The sequence below is a fragment of the Blautia sp. AF26-2 genome (genome assembly GCF_003460955.1).
Classification (GTDB): domain Bacteria; phylum Bacillota; class Clostridia; order Lachnospirales; family Lachnospiraceae; genus Fusicatenibacter; species Fusicatenibacter saccharivorans.
Genome location: NZ_QTWD01000001.1, coordinates 410045 through 425166, shown reverse-complemented (window position 1 = coordinate 425166; position 15122 = coordinate 410045). Strand labels below are relative to the sequence as shown.

Below are 15122 nucleotides of genomic sequence, written 5' to 3'. Positions count from 1 at the left end.
TTCGTACCCTTCCTCTCCTACAGCTCCACCTGCTGTACTTCTCCTGTCGACAAATCGATGGCAAGCACCGAATCGCTCTTCTGAATATAGACAATGCCGCCGAACTGGTTCTTTCTGCCGTATTCTTCATAATCTGCAAGAACCTTGTCCCTTGCAAAGCAGACCAGCGCGACATCCATGCCCTTGTTTCTGTGCTCGTTGGCAAGTTTTACGGCCAGCGGCTGAAGGAAATCCGGGTAGAGCAGCATCGTTTTCGTATTGGCAATCGGAAGAGAAATTTTCTGGCGCTCCAGTGCATTCATCAGAGATTCCATGACAGTACAGAATCCGATCGCCGGCGCTTTCTTTCCGAAGTGCTGCAGCAGTGCATCGTAGCGGCCGCCTTTTACGATCGGCTCGCCGGTGCCGTAGGTGTAGGCCTGGAAAATAATACCGGTGTAGTAATGGAATTTGCTTAAAAGGCCGAGATCGAAGAAGACGTATTTTTCATAGCCGTAATCTTTAACGATCTCATAGATCGTAGCCAGACGATCGAGTGCCTCTCTTGCCGCCGGATTTCTTGTAAGGCCTTTTGCCTTTTCGAGAATCTCTGCATTTCCGAACAGCTGCGGAACATCACGGAGTGCTTCAAACAGATCACTTCGAAGGTTCTGTTTTGCCAGCAGCTCCTCGGCGCCAAAATGATTTTTAATGGAAATCAGTTCTTTTAATTCGTTCAGAACATCCTCGGCGAGCGCAGCTTCCTCGGCGAGCGCCTGGAAGAAACCTACGTGGCCGATGCTGATCTGGAAATCGGTAAGACCGGCATCCAGCATAACTTTTACGGTCATCGCAATGATCTCTGCGTCTGCCATTGCGGAATCATCGTTTAAGAGCTCGACGCCCATCTGGGTGGACTCTTTTAAGCGGCCCTGATAGCTGCTGCTGTTGACGAAGCTGCTTCCTCTGTAGCAAAGGCGGATCGGCATCGTCTCTTCCATGAAATACATGGAGGCTGCGCGTGCAATCGACGGGGTAAAGTCCGGACGGAGCACAAGGGTGTTGCCGTCGCGGTCAAAGAATTTGTAGAGCTCGCGGGACGGTGTTGTTCCCACTTCTCTTCCGAATACATCAAAAAACTCGAACGTCGGTGTTTCAATATCCTGATATCCAAACGCATGAAATACCTGCTCAATCTGATTCTCCAGGTATAATTTTTTCGTACATTCCTGATTGTAGACATCCCGGACGCCTTCCGGGGTATGAATTAATCGATCCATGTTTTGTTGTCCTCACTTTTTCGCTTTAGTTCACTACCATATTACCATATTGAATTTAAAACTATGGTTAGTATATCGGAAAACATTTTCCCTGTCAACTCAAAATTTTAATCCGCTTTCGAATCCCGTATCTCCAGATCCTTCTGGATTCCGTTCAGGTACGGGACGAGAACGCTGCTTCCCGTTCTGGGAAGGAAGAATGACGTTTCAAGCTCGGTGTAGGAAAAATGCTTCTTTCCGCCGTTCTGTCCGCGGTCCCAGAAGGTTTTCATCGTCTCATACCGCAGGTAATAATATTCATCCCGCGCCGTAAAATACAGCAGCAGGAAGGAAATCCCCCCCTGCTGCTCGAAATCTTTCATAAACGTGACCTGGTGCTCGTGGATGTTTGCGAGCGGAAAGGAATCCGTTTTGCACTCTTTGGCATCGAAGCAGACGGGAATGCCCTGTACAGCACCGATGTAATCAACGGTACTCTTCTTTTCAAAATAAGCCAGCGTGATGTGTCTGCTCTCCTTATCTATTTTGATCGGGGTGATCGGCGTCGGCACCTTCTGGATCAGTGCCAGATGCTTGTCACGGTACTGCTCGTTTGTGCGGTTGATCATTTCCTCCAGCGTTGATCCGCGGAGTCCCCTCGATGTCCATGCCATAATTCCTGTCCTCGTCTTTGTTCTGTTCTTATTCAATCAGAGAAATTTTGTTCAGCGGCCAGTAGCGCAGAAAGGCCTTGCCGATGATCTTGTCTTTCTCTACGTATGGATTCAGCCAGTAGCGGGAATCCTTTGATACGTTCCGGTTGTCGCCGAGCATAAAGTAGCAGCCCTCCGGCACCTCATACGGTCCGAAATCGCCGACCGGTGTTTCCGGGCAGAAATCATCGCGCAGCGGATCGGTGGAATCGTTGATATACACCTTTCCGTCGCGGATCGTAACCGTCTCTCCCGGCAGTCCGATGACGCGCTTGATAAACTTCTGCTTCTCGTCGTCCGGATAATAGAAAATAACGATGTCATACCGCTGCGGATCGCTCTTTACATAAGCAAGGCGGTTACCGAAGATCTGGTCTCCGGTCATAATCGTGTTTTCCATGGAAGGAGATGGGATTCTTGCGTTGATGACAATGACCTGCTCCACAAAAACAACGACTGCCACGACAATGGCGATCATTTTTACATATTCCCAGATTTCCCGTCCGATGCTCGTCTCCTCCGTTTTTCTTGGTTTTGTTTCTTTCTTTTCGTTGTCTTTTCGGCTCATAATCCTTCTCCCGTCAAATGTTCTCCCTGTAAAATCCGGCGCACGGATGATGGCAGGGGCGCTGTAAAGGTTTTTCCGGACAGATCCGATAAGGTGCCCGTAAGCTCTGGAAATACCGCCTTCCACGAATGGAGAAGTTGGTATTTCAGTCCGTATTTTTCCCGGAAGCGGCGGTTAAACTCCGCATCCCCGTATTTCGTATCTCCCGCAAGCGGATGACCGATGCTCGCGAGATGGCTGCGGATCTGATGGCTCTTTCCGGTCACCAGCTCAACCTCCAGCAGCGTACAGCCTCTTCCGGCACAGAGCGGCCGGTATGCGGTTTCTATGTAAACAGCATCTCCCTGCTGCTCTCTCTGAATCGAAACACGGTTTGTCCTCTCATTTTTTGTGAGGTATCCGCGGATCCGCTCTGTCTCTGTCACGGTTCCTTTTACAACCGCCAGATAGTATTTTCCAACAGCCCGCTCTGCGATCAGTTCTGAAAGCTGCTGCGTCGCCGCAACGGTTTTTCCGGCAAGAATCAGACCGCTGGTGTTCCGGTCCAGACGATTGCAGAGTCCGGCGCGGAACATGGTCTCCTCCCCGGCATTTTTTTCCGAAAGATAGGCGCCGAGCGCTTCGGTAAGGCTCACATCCGTCTCTTTCGCCTTCTGTGAGAGGACACCTGCCGGCTTGTTCAGGAAAATTACTTTTTCGTCTTCATAGACGATATCCAGCTTCGGATACTTTACCTGTTTTCCAGCCGCCGGTTTTTCCGGTGTTTTCCGAAATTTTTCGATGGTCTCTTCCGCCAGATACAGCCGGATCGTATCGCCTGTTTTCAGCTTTTCACTGCCGTCCGCCTTTTTCTGGTTCAGCACAATGTTTTTCTTTCGCAGCATTTTATAGAAGAAACTCTTTGGCGCCTCCTCCATATATTTGGACAGATATTTGATGAGCTGCTGCGCGCAGTCTTTTTCTGACACGGTCAGTTCTCTCATAGCAATGGTCTCCTACAGTGCCAGCGCCAGCATCGTGTGTTTCACCAGTTCCGTGCGGGACAGATCCGGGTACCGCTCATCCGGTTTGAAGTTTTCACTGGCGCTCTTTTCCAGCTCATCGTAGTTGCGGTTCAGGGAATCGAGGCGCTCCAGAAATGCTTTTTCCCGATCAAAAATCTTCACATGGCATTTGTAGCCGTTGGCACGGATGATCTTGTTCAGATACGTAGTGCAGTCCTCGATCTGTTTCTGGTCTTTGGCGCGCGTGGTGTAGCAGGCGATCTCCTCACCGCAGAACGCCGCTGCTTCGATCATCAGACTCGATTTTTCCTGTGTGATATACATTTCATATCCCATCAGCAGTTTTCCTTTTTTTGCCTCAATGGCATCGTACACTGCTTTGTCCACTGGCTTTTGCATAACCATCATGATAAAACCGACGGCGGCGCGGCAGCCCGGCAGACAGCCTACTACGGCGACAACCGTAAAAATGTTGCTCTTGTTTCCGTCTGCAAGCACAAGCCCGACAATAAAAACGATGGCCGGAAGGACGAACAGTCCCAGTGTCACAAGCAGTCTTTTTTTCTTTTCCCGGCGGATATAGCCGTAATCCCCTTTTCTGATCTTCATTCTTCTGTCATTTCCCTTCTTCGATAAGATCCCCGCTCATCTTCTGCGTGTTTATTTCTTTTTGTGCACGTTGCGGAGCGTCTTTTTCGGCCGTCCGCCTGTTTTGGCTTTTCCCTGTCCGGAACGGTCATTCGCCGTCTTCTGGCCAAAGCCTTTTCCGTTGGACCCTTTTCCTCTTGACGGTTTTCCTGCCTCCCCGGCCATCTTTCTCGGCCGTACGAGACATTTCGGTCCGAATCCGATCAGATCCTCCCGGTGTGTCCGGCGCAGTGCCTCGCAGACGAGCTCATAGTTCTCCGGATTCCGGTACTGAATCAGCGCACGCTGCATCGCCTTCTCATGCGGCGATTTCGGCACGTAAACCGGATCCATCGTCCGCGGGTCAAGACCGGTATAGTACATACAGGTGGAAAGTGTGGAAGGCGTCGGATAGAAGTCCTGTGCCTGCTCCGGGATAAATCCCATATCGCGGATGTACTCGGCAAGCTCCACCGCATCCTCCAAGTCACACCCCGGATGGGACGACATAAAATACGGAAGTGCGTACTGCTGCTTCCCCGTCTTTTTGTTGCACGCATCGAAGCGGCGGATAAATTCCTGATATACTTCGTGGCGCGGTTTTCCCATATAGGAAAGCACACGGTTCGAAACGTGCTCCGGCGCAACGCGGAGCTGACCGCTGACGTGATCCTTTACCAGCTCGGAAAGGAACGTCTGGTCTTTATCGGCCAGGACATAGTCAAAACGGATGCCGGAGCGGATAAAGACTTTCTTCACGCCCGGAATGTCTTTTAATTCCCGCAGCAGCTTCACATAATCTCTGTGATCTGCCACCATATTTTTACACGGCTCCGGGAAGAGACAGTTCCGGTTCGGGCAGGCGCCTTTGGTGAGCTGCTTTTTGCATGCCGGACCGCGGAAATCCGCCGTCGGGCCGCCGACATCGTGAATATAGCCTTTAAATTCTTTTTCCTGAACCATCTGCCGCGCTTCCGCCAGAATGGATTCGTGGCTTCTTGTCTGCACAACGCGTCCCTCGTGGAACGTCAGCGCGCAGAAACTGCAGGACCCAAAGCAGCCGCGGTTGCTCGTCAGACTGTATTTGATTTCCCCAAGCGCCGGCACACCGCCGTCTTTTTCATAGCTTGGGTGATAGGCGCGCATGTATGGAAGCGCATAGACATCATCCATCTCCTGCTCTGTCAAAGGACGGGAAGGCGGATTCTGTACAATGTAGCCCTGGCCCTCATACGGCTCTGCCATCGGCTTCGCATTGATGGCATCGGTATTTTTATACTGAATCGCAAAGCTCTCCGCATACGTCCGCTTGCTCTCCCGCACCTCCTCGAATGACGGCAGCACCACCGGGTCAATCAGGTGATCCAGCGTTTTGCTCCGATAAACGGTTCCCGGAATAAAGGTGACATCATGAACGTCAATGCCAGCCGCAAGTGCATCTGCAATCGCTACGATCGAAAGTTCTCCCATTCCGTACGAAATCAGATCCGCACCGGAATCGAGAAGGACGGAGCGGCGCACCTGGTCAGACCAGTAATCGTAATGCGAAAGGCGCCGGAGCGATGCCTCGATGCCGCCGAGGATCATCGGTGTATGTTTATACGTTCTCCGAATCAGATTGCCGTACACGGTAACCGCGCGGTCCGGCCGTTTTCCCATGACACCGCCCGGCGTAAAGGCATCTGTTTTTCGGTGCTTTTTCGCCACGGTATAATGGTTGACCATGGAATCCATATTTCCGGAAGAGACAAGAAAGCCAAGACGCGGTTCACCGAAAATCGAAATGCTGTTCTCGTCCTTCCAGTCCGGCTGTGAGATGATGCCGACGGAATAGCCGTTCGCCTCGAGCACACGGCTGATGATTGCCGGTCCGAACGAGGAATGGTCCACGTAGGCATCTCCGATGACATAGACAAAGTCAAACTGTTCGATTCCCCGTTCCTTCATCTCTTCTCTTGTAATTGGTAAAAAAGGCATGCTTTACTTTCCTTTCTGTGTTTCGGCGTCCGCTATGCCAAGCGCCGCTTTTTCTTTCTGCGTCAGGAGACGGGCACTGCCCTTTGGCAGCGCCGGATCAAGTTCCAGGCTCCCCATCGACAGCCGTTTCAAATAGACGACCGTTTTTCCGACCTTCTCAAACATGCGCTTGATCTGGTGGAAGCGGCCCTCACAGATGGTAATGCGGATCCTGCTTTCAAAAATGCCAGGCTCTTTTTCTGTCGTTTCCAGAATGGTAAGCTCGGCCGGAAGTGTCGGTTTGTCGTCCCCAATGTCGAGCCCTTCGGCAAATGCCTGCCGATCTTCTTCTGTCACTTTTCCGTCAATCACGGCCTCATACACTTTCGAGACATGCGATTTCGGAGAGAGCAGCCGGTGGGAAAGGGCTCCGTCGTTCGTAATCAGCAGCAGCCCTTCGGTGTCCTTGTCGAGCCGTCCGACCGGAAAGAGGTCTTTTCTTGCCGCACCACTTAAAAGATCGAGTACGGTCCGGTCACGGCGGTCCTCCGTCGCAGAGACGACACCCGCCGGTTTGTGGAGCATCCAGTATTCCATTTTCACATAGGAAATGCTGTTTCCGTCCACAGTCACCTGCGCTTCATCCGGGTCGACTTTCAGTTCCGGGGCTTTTGCCGTAATTCCGTCTACGGCCACCCGTCCCTTCCGGACCAGGGCCTTTACTTCCTGGCGTGTTCCCACACCCATGTCCGCCAGATATTTATCGAGTCGTAATTTACTCATACCATCCGCCATCCTGCATAATATTTATTCTTTAACGTTCCGTTGTTTATTTTTCCCCAGCCAAGTGGGAAATCATCCAGGCACACAAGCACCCAGTCCTTTTTCCCCTGACACTCTTCCTCGGAAAACGAGAGTGTCTCACCCTTTAAGTAGCGCATGACACGGTCATCTCCCTTGGGAATGGTCAAACACGAAACGTATTCTTCTTTTTTCAGATACGCCGCCAGCGCCTGGGACGGCTCGAAGCGGTTTTTCTTAACGGTGCCAAGCGAAAGTCCGGTCCGCAGATAGCGCAGACCCTTTGCCGCACAGACACCTTCCGGCAGAAAATAGAGCTGGTCTTTCACAAGGGCAAACGAACCATTCTTCCAGTCCATGCGCACGCCAGCAAGAAACTCTTCCGCCTCTTTCGGCAGCTTCTTTGTCGTTTCCAAAAGGCGGGAAGGCTGCCGTTTCCGGCTCTCTCCCTGCTTTTTCAGGAGCGCCACGAAATGGCCTTCTCCCTCCATCCGCTGCGGGAAAATATGAACGCACCGGGAAAGATCGCGGCCATTCACGGATACTCCCGGCGCAAACCCTTCGTAACCCGGGGTAATTTCCTGCACTTCCATATCCGGATGCGCATCCAGCAGCCCTGCGATGACCTCTTCGTTCTCCTTTACAGAAAACGTACAGGTAGAGTACAGCAGCTCTCCGCCCTCTGCAAGCATCTGATACGCCTGCTCGATCAGTTTTTTCTGGATCGGCACATAATGCTCCGGCCCATTTTCACTGTAGTAGCGCAGCATTGAGCTCTCTTTTCGGAACATGCCCTCCCCAGAGCACGGCGCGTCAAGAAGGATCTTGTCAAAAAAGGCCGGATACAAGGTTACTAATTTTTCCGGATCCTCGCTCGTCACGAGAAGACGTCCCACTCCCTGGATTTCCAGGTTGCGCAGCAGCGCCTTCGCCCGCGAATTGCTGATATCGTTTGCCAGCAGCATGCCGCCCTCACCGATCCGGCTTCCCAGCTCCGTTGCCTTTCCGCCCGGTGCCGCACAGAGATCGAGCACACGGTCATCCGGCTCAATTGGAAGGCGGGATGCCGGTGTCATCGCACTCGGCTCCTGCAGATAATACAGGCCCGCATAGTAATCGGCATCCTTTGCCGGATTGCAGCTCTCTTCATCGTAATAAAATCCATTGGGGATCCACGGAACCTTCTTAAGCGGAATATCGGTCCGCCTAAGAAACTCTTCTGTCGAAATTTTTCCGTTGTTTACCCGCAGTCCTCTATGTACCGCCTCGTCAAATGTCTTGCGGTATGCCTCATATTCTTCCTCACCGAGCAGCTGTTTCATCTCCTGCTCAAAGGCTTCCGGCAGTGTGATCATATCCGTTTATCCCCTTTTGTTCTAAAGTTCGTCTGTAATTGCCTGTGCGCGGTATCCCTCTGCAATCAGATCCAGTTCTTTGTGGAACCGTTTTAACTCCTGCAGATCGTTCTGCGCATAGATGTGATAAAACTCATCCTGAATTTTTTCTACTTCGCGTTTGTTCGTCACCTTGTAAAGATTCTCGATATTATTCAGGATATCCGTGATCAGATTCCGCTGTATCTGGGAGGAATTCTGTGCATCCATAATCTCACTCCGCACAGAGGACATCTCATTATCCAGCACAATAATCGCCTTTGCAGCTGCACTTAAGCGCTCCCGGATGTGATCCGGAATGTTTGCCTTATATTTGTACTGCAGCGAGTGCTCAATCGTCGCCCAGAAATCCATCGCCATCGTGCGGATCTGGATTTCCACCTGGATGCGCTTCGGGCCGTTCATCGTCTCCACGGTATAGTAAACAATGAGGTGATAGCTCCGGTAACCGCTGTCCTTCATGTGGCGGATGTAGTCTTTCTCGCTCTTAATCTCAATATCCGACCGCTTCTGGATCAGGTCGGCAACCTTTTCGATATCTTCAACGAACTGGCAGATGATGCGGATGCCCGCGATATCCTCCACCTGCTCCTCCATCTCTTCGGGCACAATGCCCTTTCTCTGCATTTTTTCCAGAATACTGGAAACACTCTTCACACGGCCGCTCACGCTCTCGATCGGTGAGTACAGCCCTTTTCCGTGGTGCTCCTTGATCAGATGCCGGAATTTCACCTGTAATTCCTTGACAGCCAGCTCGTATGGTTCCAGAATCTCATGCCATAACAGTATATCCATGTCCCCTAATCTCCTTTTTTGCTCCTGCTTTCAGCCATTTTTCTTATCGGATGGTAAACGCTTTGGAAATTCAATCCCCACCCTGTTACTTTATGCCTGTCTTTTCTGTTTTATGACTGTTTTTCAGAAACTTTTTTGAAATAGACACGGGCAGTTTTTTATGCCTGCCGTTTCGAAAGCTGCTCCAGAACGCGGCACAGGTACTGATACGTTCTCTCCACGGAGGAAATCGAAAGCCGCTCCTCGGTCGTGTGGATTGCTTTCATGTTCGGGCCGAAAGATACACAGTCAAGACCGGAAAGCTTTTCATAGAACAGACCGCATTCCAGTCCGGCATGAATCGCTTCCACTGCCGGTTTCTGTCCATACATGGCTTCATATTCCACCACCATCAGATCGCGGAGGGCAGAATCCTCTTTATACTCCCATGCCGGGTACGCGCCCTCTACGTGGAACTCACCGCCCAGGAAACCGATCAGATACTCCAGCTTGTCGGAAAGGGCTTCTTTTGCACTTCCCACGGAGCTCCGCACACTCGCACACGCATGCAGGTGATCCGGCTCTAATTTCAGAATACCGAGGTTCAGGGATGTTTCCACCAGTCCCGGGATCTGGCCGCTCATCTTCTGTACCCCGTTCGGAAGATTCATCAGGAAAAAGACGGTTTTCTGCAGGCTGACCGGATGAAGCGCCGGTGCAGCGCCCTCGCCTGTTTTCTCTACCGTAACGCTAATACCGTCATCTGTTCCGCTGTACTCTCTGCAAAGATTTTCGGTGAAGCGTGATGCTTCCTCTTTTAAGATCTCTTTCTCTCCGCCGTCGATGGCAAGAAGCATGCGGGTTGTCCGCGGAATGGCGTTGTCTTTTAAACCGCCCTCCAGCTCGATCAGGGCATAATCCATCTTTCCTGCCAGTTCGTACAGGAAACGGCCCGCCAGAATGTTGGAGTTGGCACGGTTTTTGTGGATTTCCGTACCGGAATGGCCACCGGCAAGACCGGAAATCGTCACTTCCATCTGCTCACCCATCACTTCGCTTCTGCGCACCGGCAGATCCATCATGGCTGTCATACCGCCTGCGCACGATACGGTGAGAATGCCTTCCTCTTCAGAATCCATATTTAACAGTGTTCTTCCCTTTAATTCATTCCCGTTTAATGCTGCTGCGCCGAGCAGTCCGATCTCTTCATCCGTCGTAATCAGTGCCTCGATGGCCGGAAGCTGCAGATCATCCGATTCCAGCACAGCCAGCATATAGGCAACGGCAATTCCGTCGTCTCCGCCAAGCGTCGTGTCCCTGGCATAAATCTCATCGCCGTCGATGTGAAGCTCAAGGCCGTCCTTCGTAAAATCGTGGCTGCTGCCCGGCTTCTTCTCGCAGACCATATCGCAGTGGCCCTGCAGAATCACAGTCGGAGCCAATTCACATCCCTTCGATGCCGGGCGGCGGATGATCACGTTGTTGGACGCATCCTGATACCAGGATAATTCATGGTCCCTTGCAAACTGAACCAGATAGTCGCTCACTTCTTTTGTGTTTCCGGAGCCGTGCGGAATGCGGCAGAGCTCTTCAAAATAATAAAATACCCGTTCCGGTTTTAATCCTGCTAATACGCTCATTTTTTCTTCTCCCATCTTCTTTTTTTCAAAGCTTCGTCATACTCTATTTTAGAAAGCGGGAGGAGGTTCGAACGTCATGAAAAAATCACTTTTATTTCTCTCTTCCCTGCTTCTTTTTTTCTGTCTTCTTATCTTTCCCGCGCGGACTTTTTTCTATGCCTGCGAGGGTGTCAATCTCTGGTTTCATACCATTCTTCCGTCACTTCTGCCGTTTCTGATTCTGACATCTCTTCTTCTGGAAACAGGAGCCGCGCGGCGGATCTCTGCCCGTGCAGAAGTTTTTTTTCAAACGGTTTTCGGTCTTTCCCCGGCTGGGTTTTATGCACTTTTTCTCGGTCTTTTCTGCGGTTTTCCCATGGGAGCGCGCATCACTGCCCAGCTCTATGAGGCAGAAGAAATTGACCGGAACGAAGCGTGCTATCTTTTAACCTTCTGCAGCAGTCCGAGTCCTGCTTTTCTGTCTTCCTATGTTATCTTAACTGCGTTTTCCGGACAGATCCATCCCGGGTTCGTCTTCGGCGTACTCTACGGTTCCAATTTTCTAACTGGTTTTCTGTTCCGGCTTGTTTTCCGCCGCTTCCGCCTGCACCGGCACACCGCCCATCGGACACATTCCGTGGAAAAAAAAGAGATGTCAAAACAGACTTCCAAAGGAAACCTGCTGGACACCTCTATCATGAACGGATTTGAAATCATTACACAGCTTGGCGGATACATCATCCTGTTTTCCATTCTGTCCGGACTTCTGATGGATCTGCATCCGTTTGGTTCCGCCTCGCCCCTGCTCTGCGGCGTGCTGGAAATCACGACGGGAATCGCACAGCTTGCCGCGTCCTCTCTTCCTTACGCCGGAAAAGTCTCTGCTGTCCTTACCTGCGCCGCCTTCGGCGGTCTCTCTGTCGCTGCCCAGACAAACTGTATGATCCATAACAGCGGTCTGCCCCTCTGGCCTTATCTTGCCGGGAAGCTCTGCTGTGCTGCTTTCGCAGGAACGCTTGGTTTATTCCTCTTCGCTTTCCTCTTCTGATGCCGGATCATATTCCGGTACGACAACTTCTTCCTCTGGCTGCTCTTCTTCCGGAGCACCCTGCGGGGAGAGCTCACTTCTGTTCTGAACAACGGTATTGTAGCAGCTTGTCAGGGATTCTACAAAGCTGTTGTATTTCTCTCCTGCATCGTTTAATGCAGTCGTCATAATATTGCTTAAGTTGGCAAGCATATCATCGGTATATCCGATGGCACCGAGACGGATGCTGTTGGCATCGTTGGTTGCAGCATCCAGGATTTCCTGTGCCTGCTGATTTGCATTGTTGACGGTCTCATTTGCCTGTGCGTATGCTGACTGCATCACTTCACTCTGCTCTACCATCTCTCTTGCCTTTGCCTGTGCCTCTGCAATGATGACATCTGCCTTGTTCTGTGCATCTGCCAGAATCGCATCTTTGTTGCTGATGATCTTCTGGTACCGTTTGATCTCGTCCGGTGTTTTCAGACGGAGCTCACGGAGAAGCTCTTCTAATTCTTCTTTATTTACAACGATTTTGGTGGTAGACAGCGGCTGATATTTACAGCTCTCTACATACTCCTCAATTTCTTCGATGATCTGTTCAATTCTGCTGCTCATTTTAATTCTCCTTATCTTTTATCCTGCGGCATTCCTTCTGAATTTCGGGCGGCATACTTTGCGCGGATTTCTTTTTCCACAAAATCCGGAACAAATTTGTGAATGTCGCCGCCAAAAGCAGCTACTTCTTTTACTACCGTGGAGCTGAGGTACGCATACTCCAGCGAGGTAATCAGAAACGTGGTATCTACTTCCGGTTCCAGAACGCGGTTCGTCTGTGCCATCTGCAGTTCATATTCAAAGTCTGTGATCGCGCGGAGTCCGCGGACGATCGTATGCGCCTGGCATTCCTTCGCAAAATCAACAGCGAGCCCGCTGAAAGAACGGACTTCGACATTTGGAATGTCCTGGGTCGCTTTCTTTAGTATATTAACACGTTCTTCCACAGAAAACAACGGAGATTTTGAGGAATTATGTAAAACTCCCACGATTACGCGGTCAAAAAGCTTGGATGCACGCAAGATAACATCCAGATGACCATACGTTACAGGGTCAAAAGTTCCCGGGTATACGGCTGTCTTCATGATTCTTTTACTCCTTCGTGTTTGCTTTTCGGGGTAAGGAATACATGGACATTTGTCTTATAGATTTTTTTCTTCAGAATTTCGTATCCGGCATCCTCCGCCCAGTCGAAATCAGTATTCAGCGATGCTTCTACAATAATTAAGGTATCCTCACCGATAAAAGAGGCGTCGCGGAACGCATACAGCACATCCTTTTCCAGTCCCTTATCGTATGGCGGGTCCATAAAAATGCAGTCAAAAGGCTCCTGTCCCTGAAGCGACTGCAGAGCTGCATGCGCTTCCATGGGCAGGAGCACTGCCTGCTGTTCCAGCTTCGTAAATTTTAAATTCTGCCGGATACAGTCTGCTGCAGCTTTGTTCTGCTCTACGAACCACGCGCGCTCGGCGCCGCGGCTCAACGCCTCGATTCCGATCGCCCCGCTTCCGGCGAACAAATCGAGAAAACGCGCATCCGGCAGATACGGCTGAAGCATATTAAATAAGGTTTCTTTGATCCGGTCCGTCGTCGGCCGGGTCTGTCTGCCGGGAACCGTCTTTAATGGAAGACTCCGGCATTTTCCTGCTATTACTCTCATGTTGGTCTTATTTTCGTCCTTACTGTTTTTGTTTGATGGATCAGTCGGCTTTCAACTGCTCTCTCCAGTCCAAATCTCCTCTTGCAAGTCCCAAAATCAGAGACTCCGCAGTTCCGATATTTGTTGCAATCGGGATATTGTACTGGTCGCAGGTACGGATAATTTTGTAGACATCCGGCTCTTTCGGATTGATCATCGTCGGATTGTAAAAGAAAATTACCATATCCATATCGCCGCGTTCAATCATCTCGGTAAACTGTTTGTCTCCGCCTACGCTTCCAGGCAGAAACTTGTGTACATGAAGGTTCGTCACCTCTTCAATCCGCCGTCCGGTGGTTCCGGTGGCGTACACCTCATGTTTCATGAGGATTCCCTTGTATGCAATACAGAAATCCTCGATCAGACTCTTCTTGCTGTTGTGTGCTATGATTCCAATATTCATTACTGCAAACCGCCCCTTCTCCTGTTTTTACTACCATGTACAGCAATTATAACAAATTTATTTTCAATACGCAATTCTTTTTGTGAATTTTTTACACAGTTTTTATATTTTTTTCTGACGTTCCATTTTTCTTTCTTCTTTTACTTTCTCCGCTTTTCCGGAAAAAATACAGAATCTGGAAGTTTATTTTTGTTTTCTTTCCACATACTATGACCGTAGCAGAACAGATGAAAAACACATCCGGATCTGCTTCACAGCAGCTTTTAACAAGCACAAAGATAAAGGAGGGAATGAACATGGCGAATCGTTCATCGAATACCGCAGCAGTACCAGAAGCAAAAGGCGCTCTGGACAAATTCAAATTTGAGGTGGCAAGCGAACTCGGCGTGCCGCTCAGTGATGGCTACAACGGTAACCTGACTTCCAAACAGAATGGTTCTGTCGGAGGTTATATGGTCAAAAAGATGATTGAGCAGCAGGAACGCCAGATGTCCGGCGGTTCTTCTGGCCAGTACTAATCATCCCGGTATAACATCCTGATGCCGGAACAGGCATCAAAAAGCGTGAGCTCTTTTCTTTTCGGAAAAGCTCACGCTTTTTTCTTGCTCCTGCAGAGCTGGTACATAATACTTACAGATCAATGCTTCCGGTTACATCATCATTGATTACGTAGTAAGCAGTAAATTCCTCCGGTTTTACATAAACCTTCAGGCTCTTTAATTCTTCTGCTTTCTTGCCATATCCTTCGATCCAGATCTGCTGGATTCTCTCGTACAGATCTTTCTCCTTGATTTCTCTTCCGCCGAACTGCAGAATCATCTCCTGCTCCGCTTCTTTCTTTGCTGCTTTTGCAGGTGATTTTTTCTCTGCCGGCTTTTTCACTGCTGCTGGTTTTTTCGGTGCAGCCGCTTTCTTTGTCGTTGTTTTCTTTGCTGTTGTGCGGGTTGTTTTTGCAGCTTTTGCTGCCGGTTTTTCTTCTGCTTTTGCAGGTGCTTCCTCTGCTGCTGCAGTTTCCTTTACAACTTCTTTTGCAACTTCTTTTACAGCTTCTTTCTCTGCTGCGGTTGTTTTTTCTGCTGCTTTGGTCTCTACTTTTACTGTCTCGTTCTCTGCTGTCTTAGCCTGGGCAGCTGGTTTTTTCTTTACCATATCTGTTTCCTCCCATTTGGACCGGCCCTGTATATTTTGGAAGAGCCGTCCTGCGAACTATCATTCAGGCGAACGCTTGACACTCACGGTCCG

Annotated in this window: 17 protein-coding genes; 2 read left to right on the top strand and 15 right to left on the bottom strand. The window is 50.2% G+C overall.

All coding sequences use genetic code 11. The annotated features are described in order from the left end of the window. Positions 1-17: 17 nt before the first annotated feature. From hisZ to DWY63_RS02085, 10 genes are all read right to left on the bottom strand, one after another. Positions 18-1259 carry an ATP phosphoribosyltransferase regulatory subunit gene (hisZ, locus tag DWY63_RS02130; protein ID WP_117801051.1) on the bottom strand — a complete coding sequence of 414 codons (1242 nt, stop codon included), beginning with the start codon at positions 1257-1259 and terminating at the stop codon, positions 18-20. A gap of 107 nt (positions 1260-1366) precedes the next feature. Then, positions 1367-1915 carry a Holliday junction resolvase RecU gene (locus DWY63_RS02125; RefSeq protein ID WP_117509155.1) on the bottom strand — a complete coding sequence of 183 codons (549 nt, stop codon included), beginning with the start codon at positions 1913-1915 and terminating at the stop codon, positions 1367-1369. A gap of 25 nt (positions 1916-1940) precedes the next feature. Further along, positions 1941-2519, bottom strand: a complete 579-nt coding sequence (gene lepB / locus DWY63_RS02120; RefSeq protein WP_055265187.1) for a signal peptidase I — start codon at positions 2517-2519, stop codon at positions 1941-1943. Next, positions 2516-3502, bottom strand: coding sequence for an RluA family pseudouridine synthase (locus tag DWY63_RS02115; RefSeq protein ID WP_117801048.1), 987 nt, complete (start codon positions 3500-3502; stop codon positions 2516-2518). Before DWY63_RS02115 ends, lepB begins: the two co-directional genes overlap by 4 nt. A 12-nt stretch (positions 3503-3514) precedes the next feature. Next, positions 3515-4132: a DUF4191 family protein gene (locus DWY63_RS02110; RefSeq protein WP_022461880.1), complete on the bottom strand. Its 618-nt coding sequence runs from the start codon at positions 4130-4132 to the stop codon at positions 3515-3517. Positions 4133-4183: 51 nt separating this feature from the next. Next, positions 4184-6127, bottom strand: a complete 1944-nt coding sequence (locus DWY63_RS02105; RefSeq protein WP_055226360.1) for a YgiQ family radical SAM protein — start codon at positions 6125-6127, stop codon at positions 4184-4186. A 3-nt stretch (positions 6128-6130) separates the two neighbouring features. Further along, positions 6131-6889, bottom strand: coding sequence for a pseudouridine synthase (locus DWY63_RS02100; RefSeq protein ID WP_117801045.1), 759 nt, complete (start codon positions 6887-6889; stop codon positions 6131-6133). Further along, on the bottom strand, positions 6886-8259 hold the full coding sequence (locus DWY63_RS02095; protein ID WP_117509156.1) for an RsmB/NOP family class I SAM-dependent RNA methyltransferase: 1374 nt from the start codon (positions 8257-8259) through the stop codon (positions 6886-6888). The genes DWY63_RS02100 and DWY63_RS02095 overlap by 4 nt, the downstream gene beginning before the upstream one ends. 24 nt (positions 8260-8283) lie before the next feature. Beyond that, positions 8284-9096, bottom strand: coding sequence for a GTP pyrophosphokinase (locus DWY63_RS02090; RefSeq protein ID WP_055218019.1), 813 nt, complete (start codon positions 9094-9096; stop codon positions 8284-8286). 158 nt (positions 9097-9254) lie between these two features. Continuing rightward, positions 9255-10715 (bottom strand): aminoacyl-histidine dipeptidase, encoded by a 1461-nt coding sequence (locus tag DWY63_RS02085; protein ID WP_117801042.1) that lies wholly within the window; start codon positions 10713-10715, stop codon positions 9255-9257. Between the two features lie 76 nt (positions 10716-10791). Here DWY63_RS02085 and DWY63_RS02080 point away from each other — a divergent pair, with 76 nt between their 5' ends. Continuing rightward, positions 10792-11742: a nucleoside recognition domain-containing protein gene (locus DWY63_RS02080; protein WP_117801039.1), complete on the top strand. Its 951-nt coding sequence runs from the start codon at positions 10792-10794 to the stop codon at positions 11740-11742. Here the strand turns inward: DWY63_RS02080 and DWY63_RS02075 are convergent. The 4 genes from DWY63_RS02075 to DWY63_RS02060 are packed head-to-tail and all read right to left on the bottom strand — an operon-like array spanning position 11716 to position 13880. Beyond that, entirely contained in the window at positions 11716-12339 is a 624-nt protein-coding gene (locus tag DWY63_RS02075) for an ATPase (protein WP_117801036.1), read from the bottom strand. The two genes, DWY63_RS02080 and DWY63_RS02075, sit on opposite strands and share 27 nt — an antisense overlap. Before the next feature lie 11 nt (positions 12340-12350). Then, positions 12351-12863 (bottom strand): pantetheine-phosphate adenylyltransferase, encoded by a 513-nt coding sequence (gene coaD / locus DWY63_RS02070; RefSeq protein ID WP_055265195.1) that lies wholly within the window; start codon positions 12861-12863, stop codon positions 12351-12353. Beyond that, complete coding sequence (gene rsmD, locus DWY63_RS02065; RefSeq protein ID WP_022461889.1) at positions 12860-13438, bottom strand: 16S rRNA (guanine(966)-N(2))-methyltransferase RsmD; 579 nt, start codon at positions 13436-13438, stop codon at positions 12860-12862. The genes coaD and rsmD overlap by 4 nt, the downstream gene beginning before the upstream one ends. 40 nt (positions 13439-13478) lie before the next feature. Continuing rightward, positions 13479-13880, bottom strand: coding sequence for a methylglyoxal synthase (locus tag DWY63_RS02060; RefSeq protein WP_022461890.1), 402 nt, complete (start codon positions 13878-13880; stop codon positions 13479-13481). A gap of 296 nt (positions 13881-14176) precedes the next feature. Between DWY63_RS02060 and DWY63_RS02050 the strand changes: the two genes are divergently transcribed. Continuing rightward, positions 14177-14398, top strand: coding sequence for an alpha/beta-type small acid-soluble spore protein (locus DWY63_RS02050; protein WP_022461891.1), 222 nt, complete (start codon positions 14177-14179; stop codon positions 14396-14398). Between the two features lie 112 nt (positions 14399-14510). On the opposite strand, the gene DWY63_RS02045 is transcribed toward DWY63_RS02050, so the two are convergent. Beyond that, on the bottom strand, positions 14511-15029 hold the full coding sequence (locus DWY63_RS02045) for a DUF6465 family protein (protein WP_055265199.1): 519 nt from the start codon (positions 15027-15029) through the stop codon (positions 14511-14513). Positions 15030-15122 lie beyond the last annotated feature (93 nt).

Bases quoted from the DNA above. Each gene is read 5' to 3' on its own strand.
- hisZ (WP_117801051.1), bottom strand. From the start codon at position 1,259: ATGGATCGATTAATTCATACCCCGGAAGGCGTCCGGGATGTCTACAAT.
- lepB (WP_055265187.1), bottom strand. From the start codon at position 2,519: ATGAGCCGAAAAGACAACGAAAAGAAAGAAACAAAACCAAGAAAAACG.
- DWY63_RS02115 (WP_117801048.1), bottom strand. From the start codon at position 3,502: ATGAGAGAACTGACCGTGTCAGAAAAAGACTGCGCGCAGCAGCTCATC.
- DWY63_RS02110 (WP_022461880.1), bottom strand. From the start codon at position 4,132: ATGAAGATCAGAAAAGGGGATTACGGCTATATCCGCCGGGAAAAGAAA.
- DWY63_RS02105 (WP_055226360.1), bottom strand. From the start codon at position 6,127: ATGCCTTTTTTACCAATTACAAGAGAAGAGATGAAGGAACGGGGAATC.
- DWY63_RS02100 (WP_117801045.1), bottom strand. From the start codon at position 6,889: ATGAGTAAATTACGACTCGATAAATATCTGGCGGACATGGGTGTGGGA.
- DWY63_RS02090 (WP_055218019.1), bottom strand. From the start codon at position 9,096: ATGGATATACTGTTATGGCATGAGATTCTGGAACCATACGAGCTGGCT.
- DWY63_RS02085 (WP_117801042.1), bottom strand. From the start codon at position 10,715: ATGAGCGTATTAGCAGGATTAAAACCGGAACGGGTATTTTATTATTTT.
- DWY63_RS02080 (WP_117801039.1), top strand. From the start codon at position 10,792: ATGAAAAAATCACTTTTATTTCTCTCTTCCCTGCTTCTTTTTTTCTGT.
- DWY63_RS02075 (WP_117801036.1), bottom strand. From the start codon at position 12,339: ATGAGCAGCAGAATTGAACAGATCATCGAAGAAATTGAGGAGTATGTA.
- coaD (WP_055265195.1), bottom strand. From the start codon at position 12,863: ATGAAGACAGCCGTATACCCGGGAACTTTTGACCCTGTAACGTATGGT.
- rsmD (WP_022461889.1), bottom strand. From the start codon at position 13,438: ATGAGAGTAATAGCAGGAAAATGCCGGAGTCTTCCATTAAAGACGGTT.
- DWY63_RS02060 (WP_022461890.1), bottom strand. From the start codon at position 13,880: ATGAATATTGGAATCATAGCACACAACAGCAAGAAGAGTCTGATCGAG.
- DWY63_RS02050 (WP_022461891.1), top strand. From the start codon at position 14,177: ATGGCGAATCGTTCATCGAATACCGCAGCAGTACCAGAAGCAAAAGGC.
- DWY63_RS02045 (WP_055265199.1), bottom strand. From the start codon at position 15,029: ATGGTAAAGAAAAAACCAGCTGCCCAGGCTAAGACAGCAGAGAACGAG.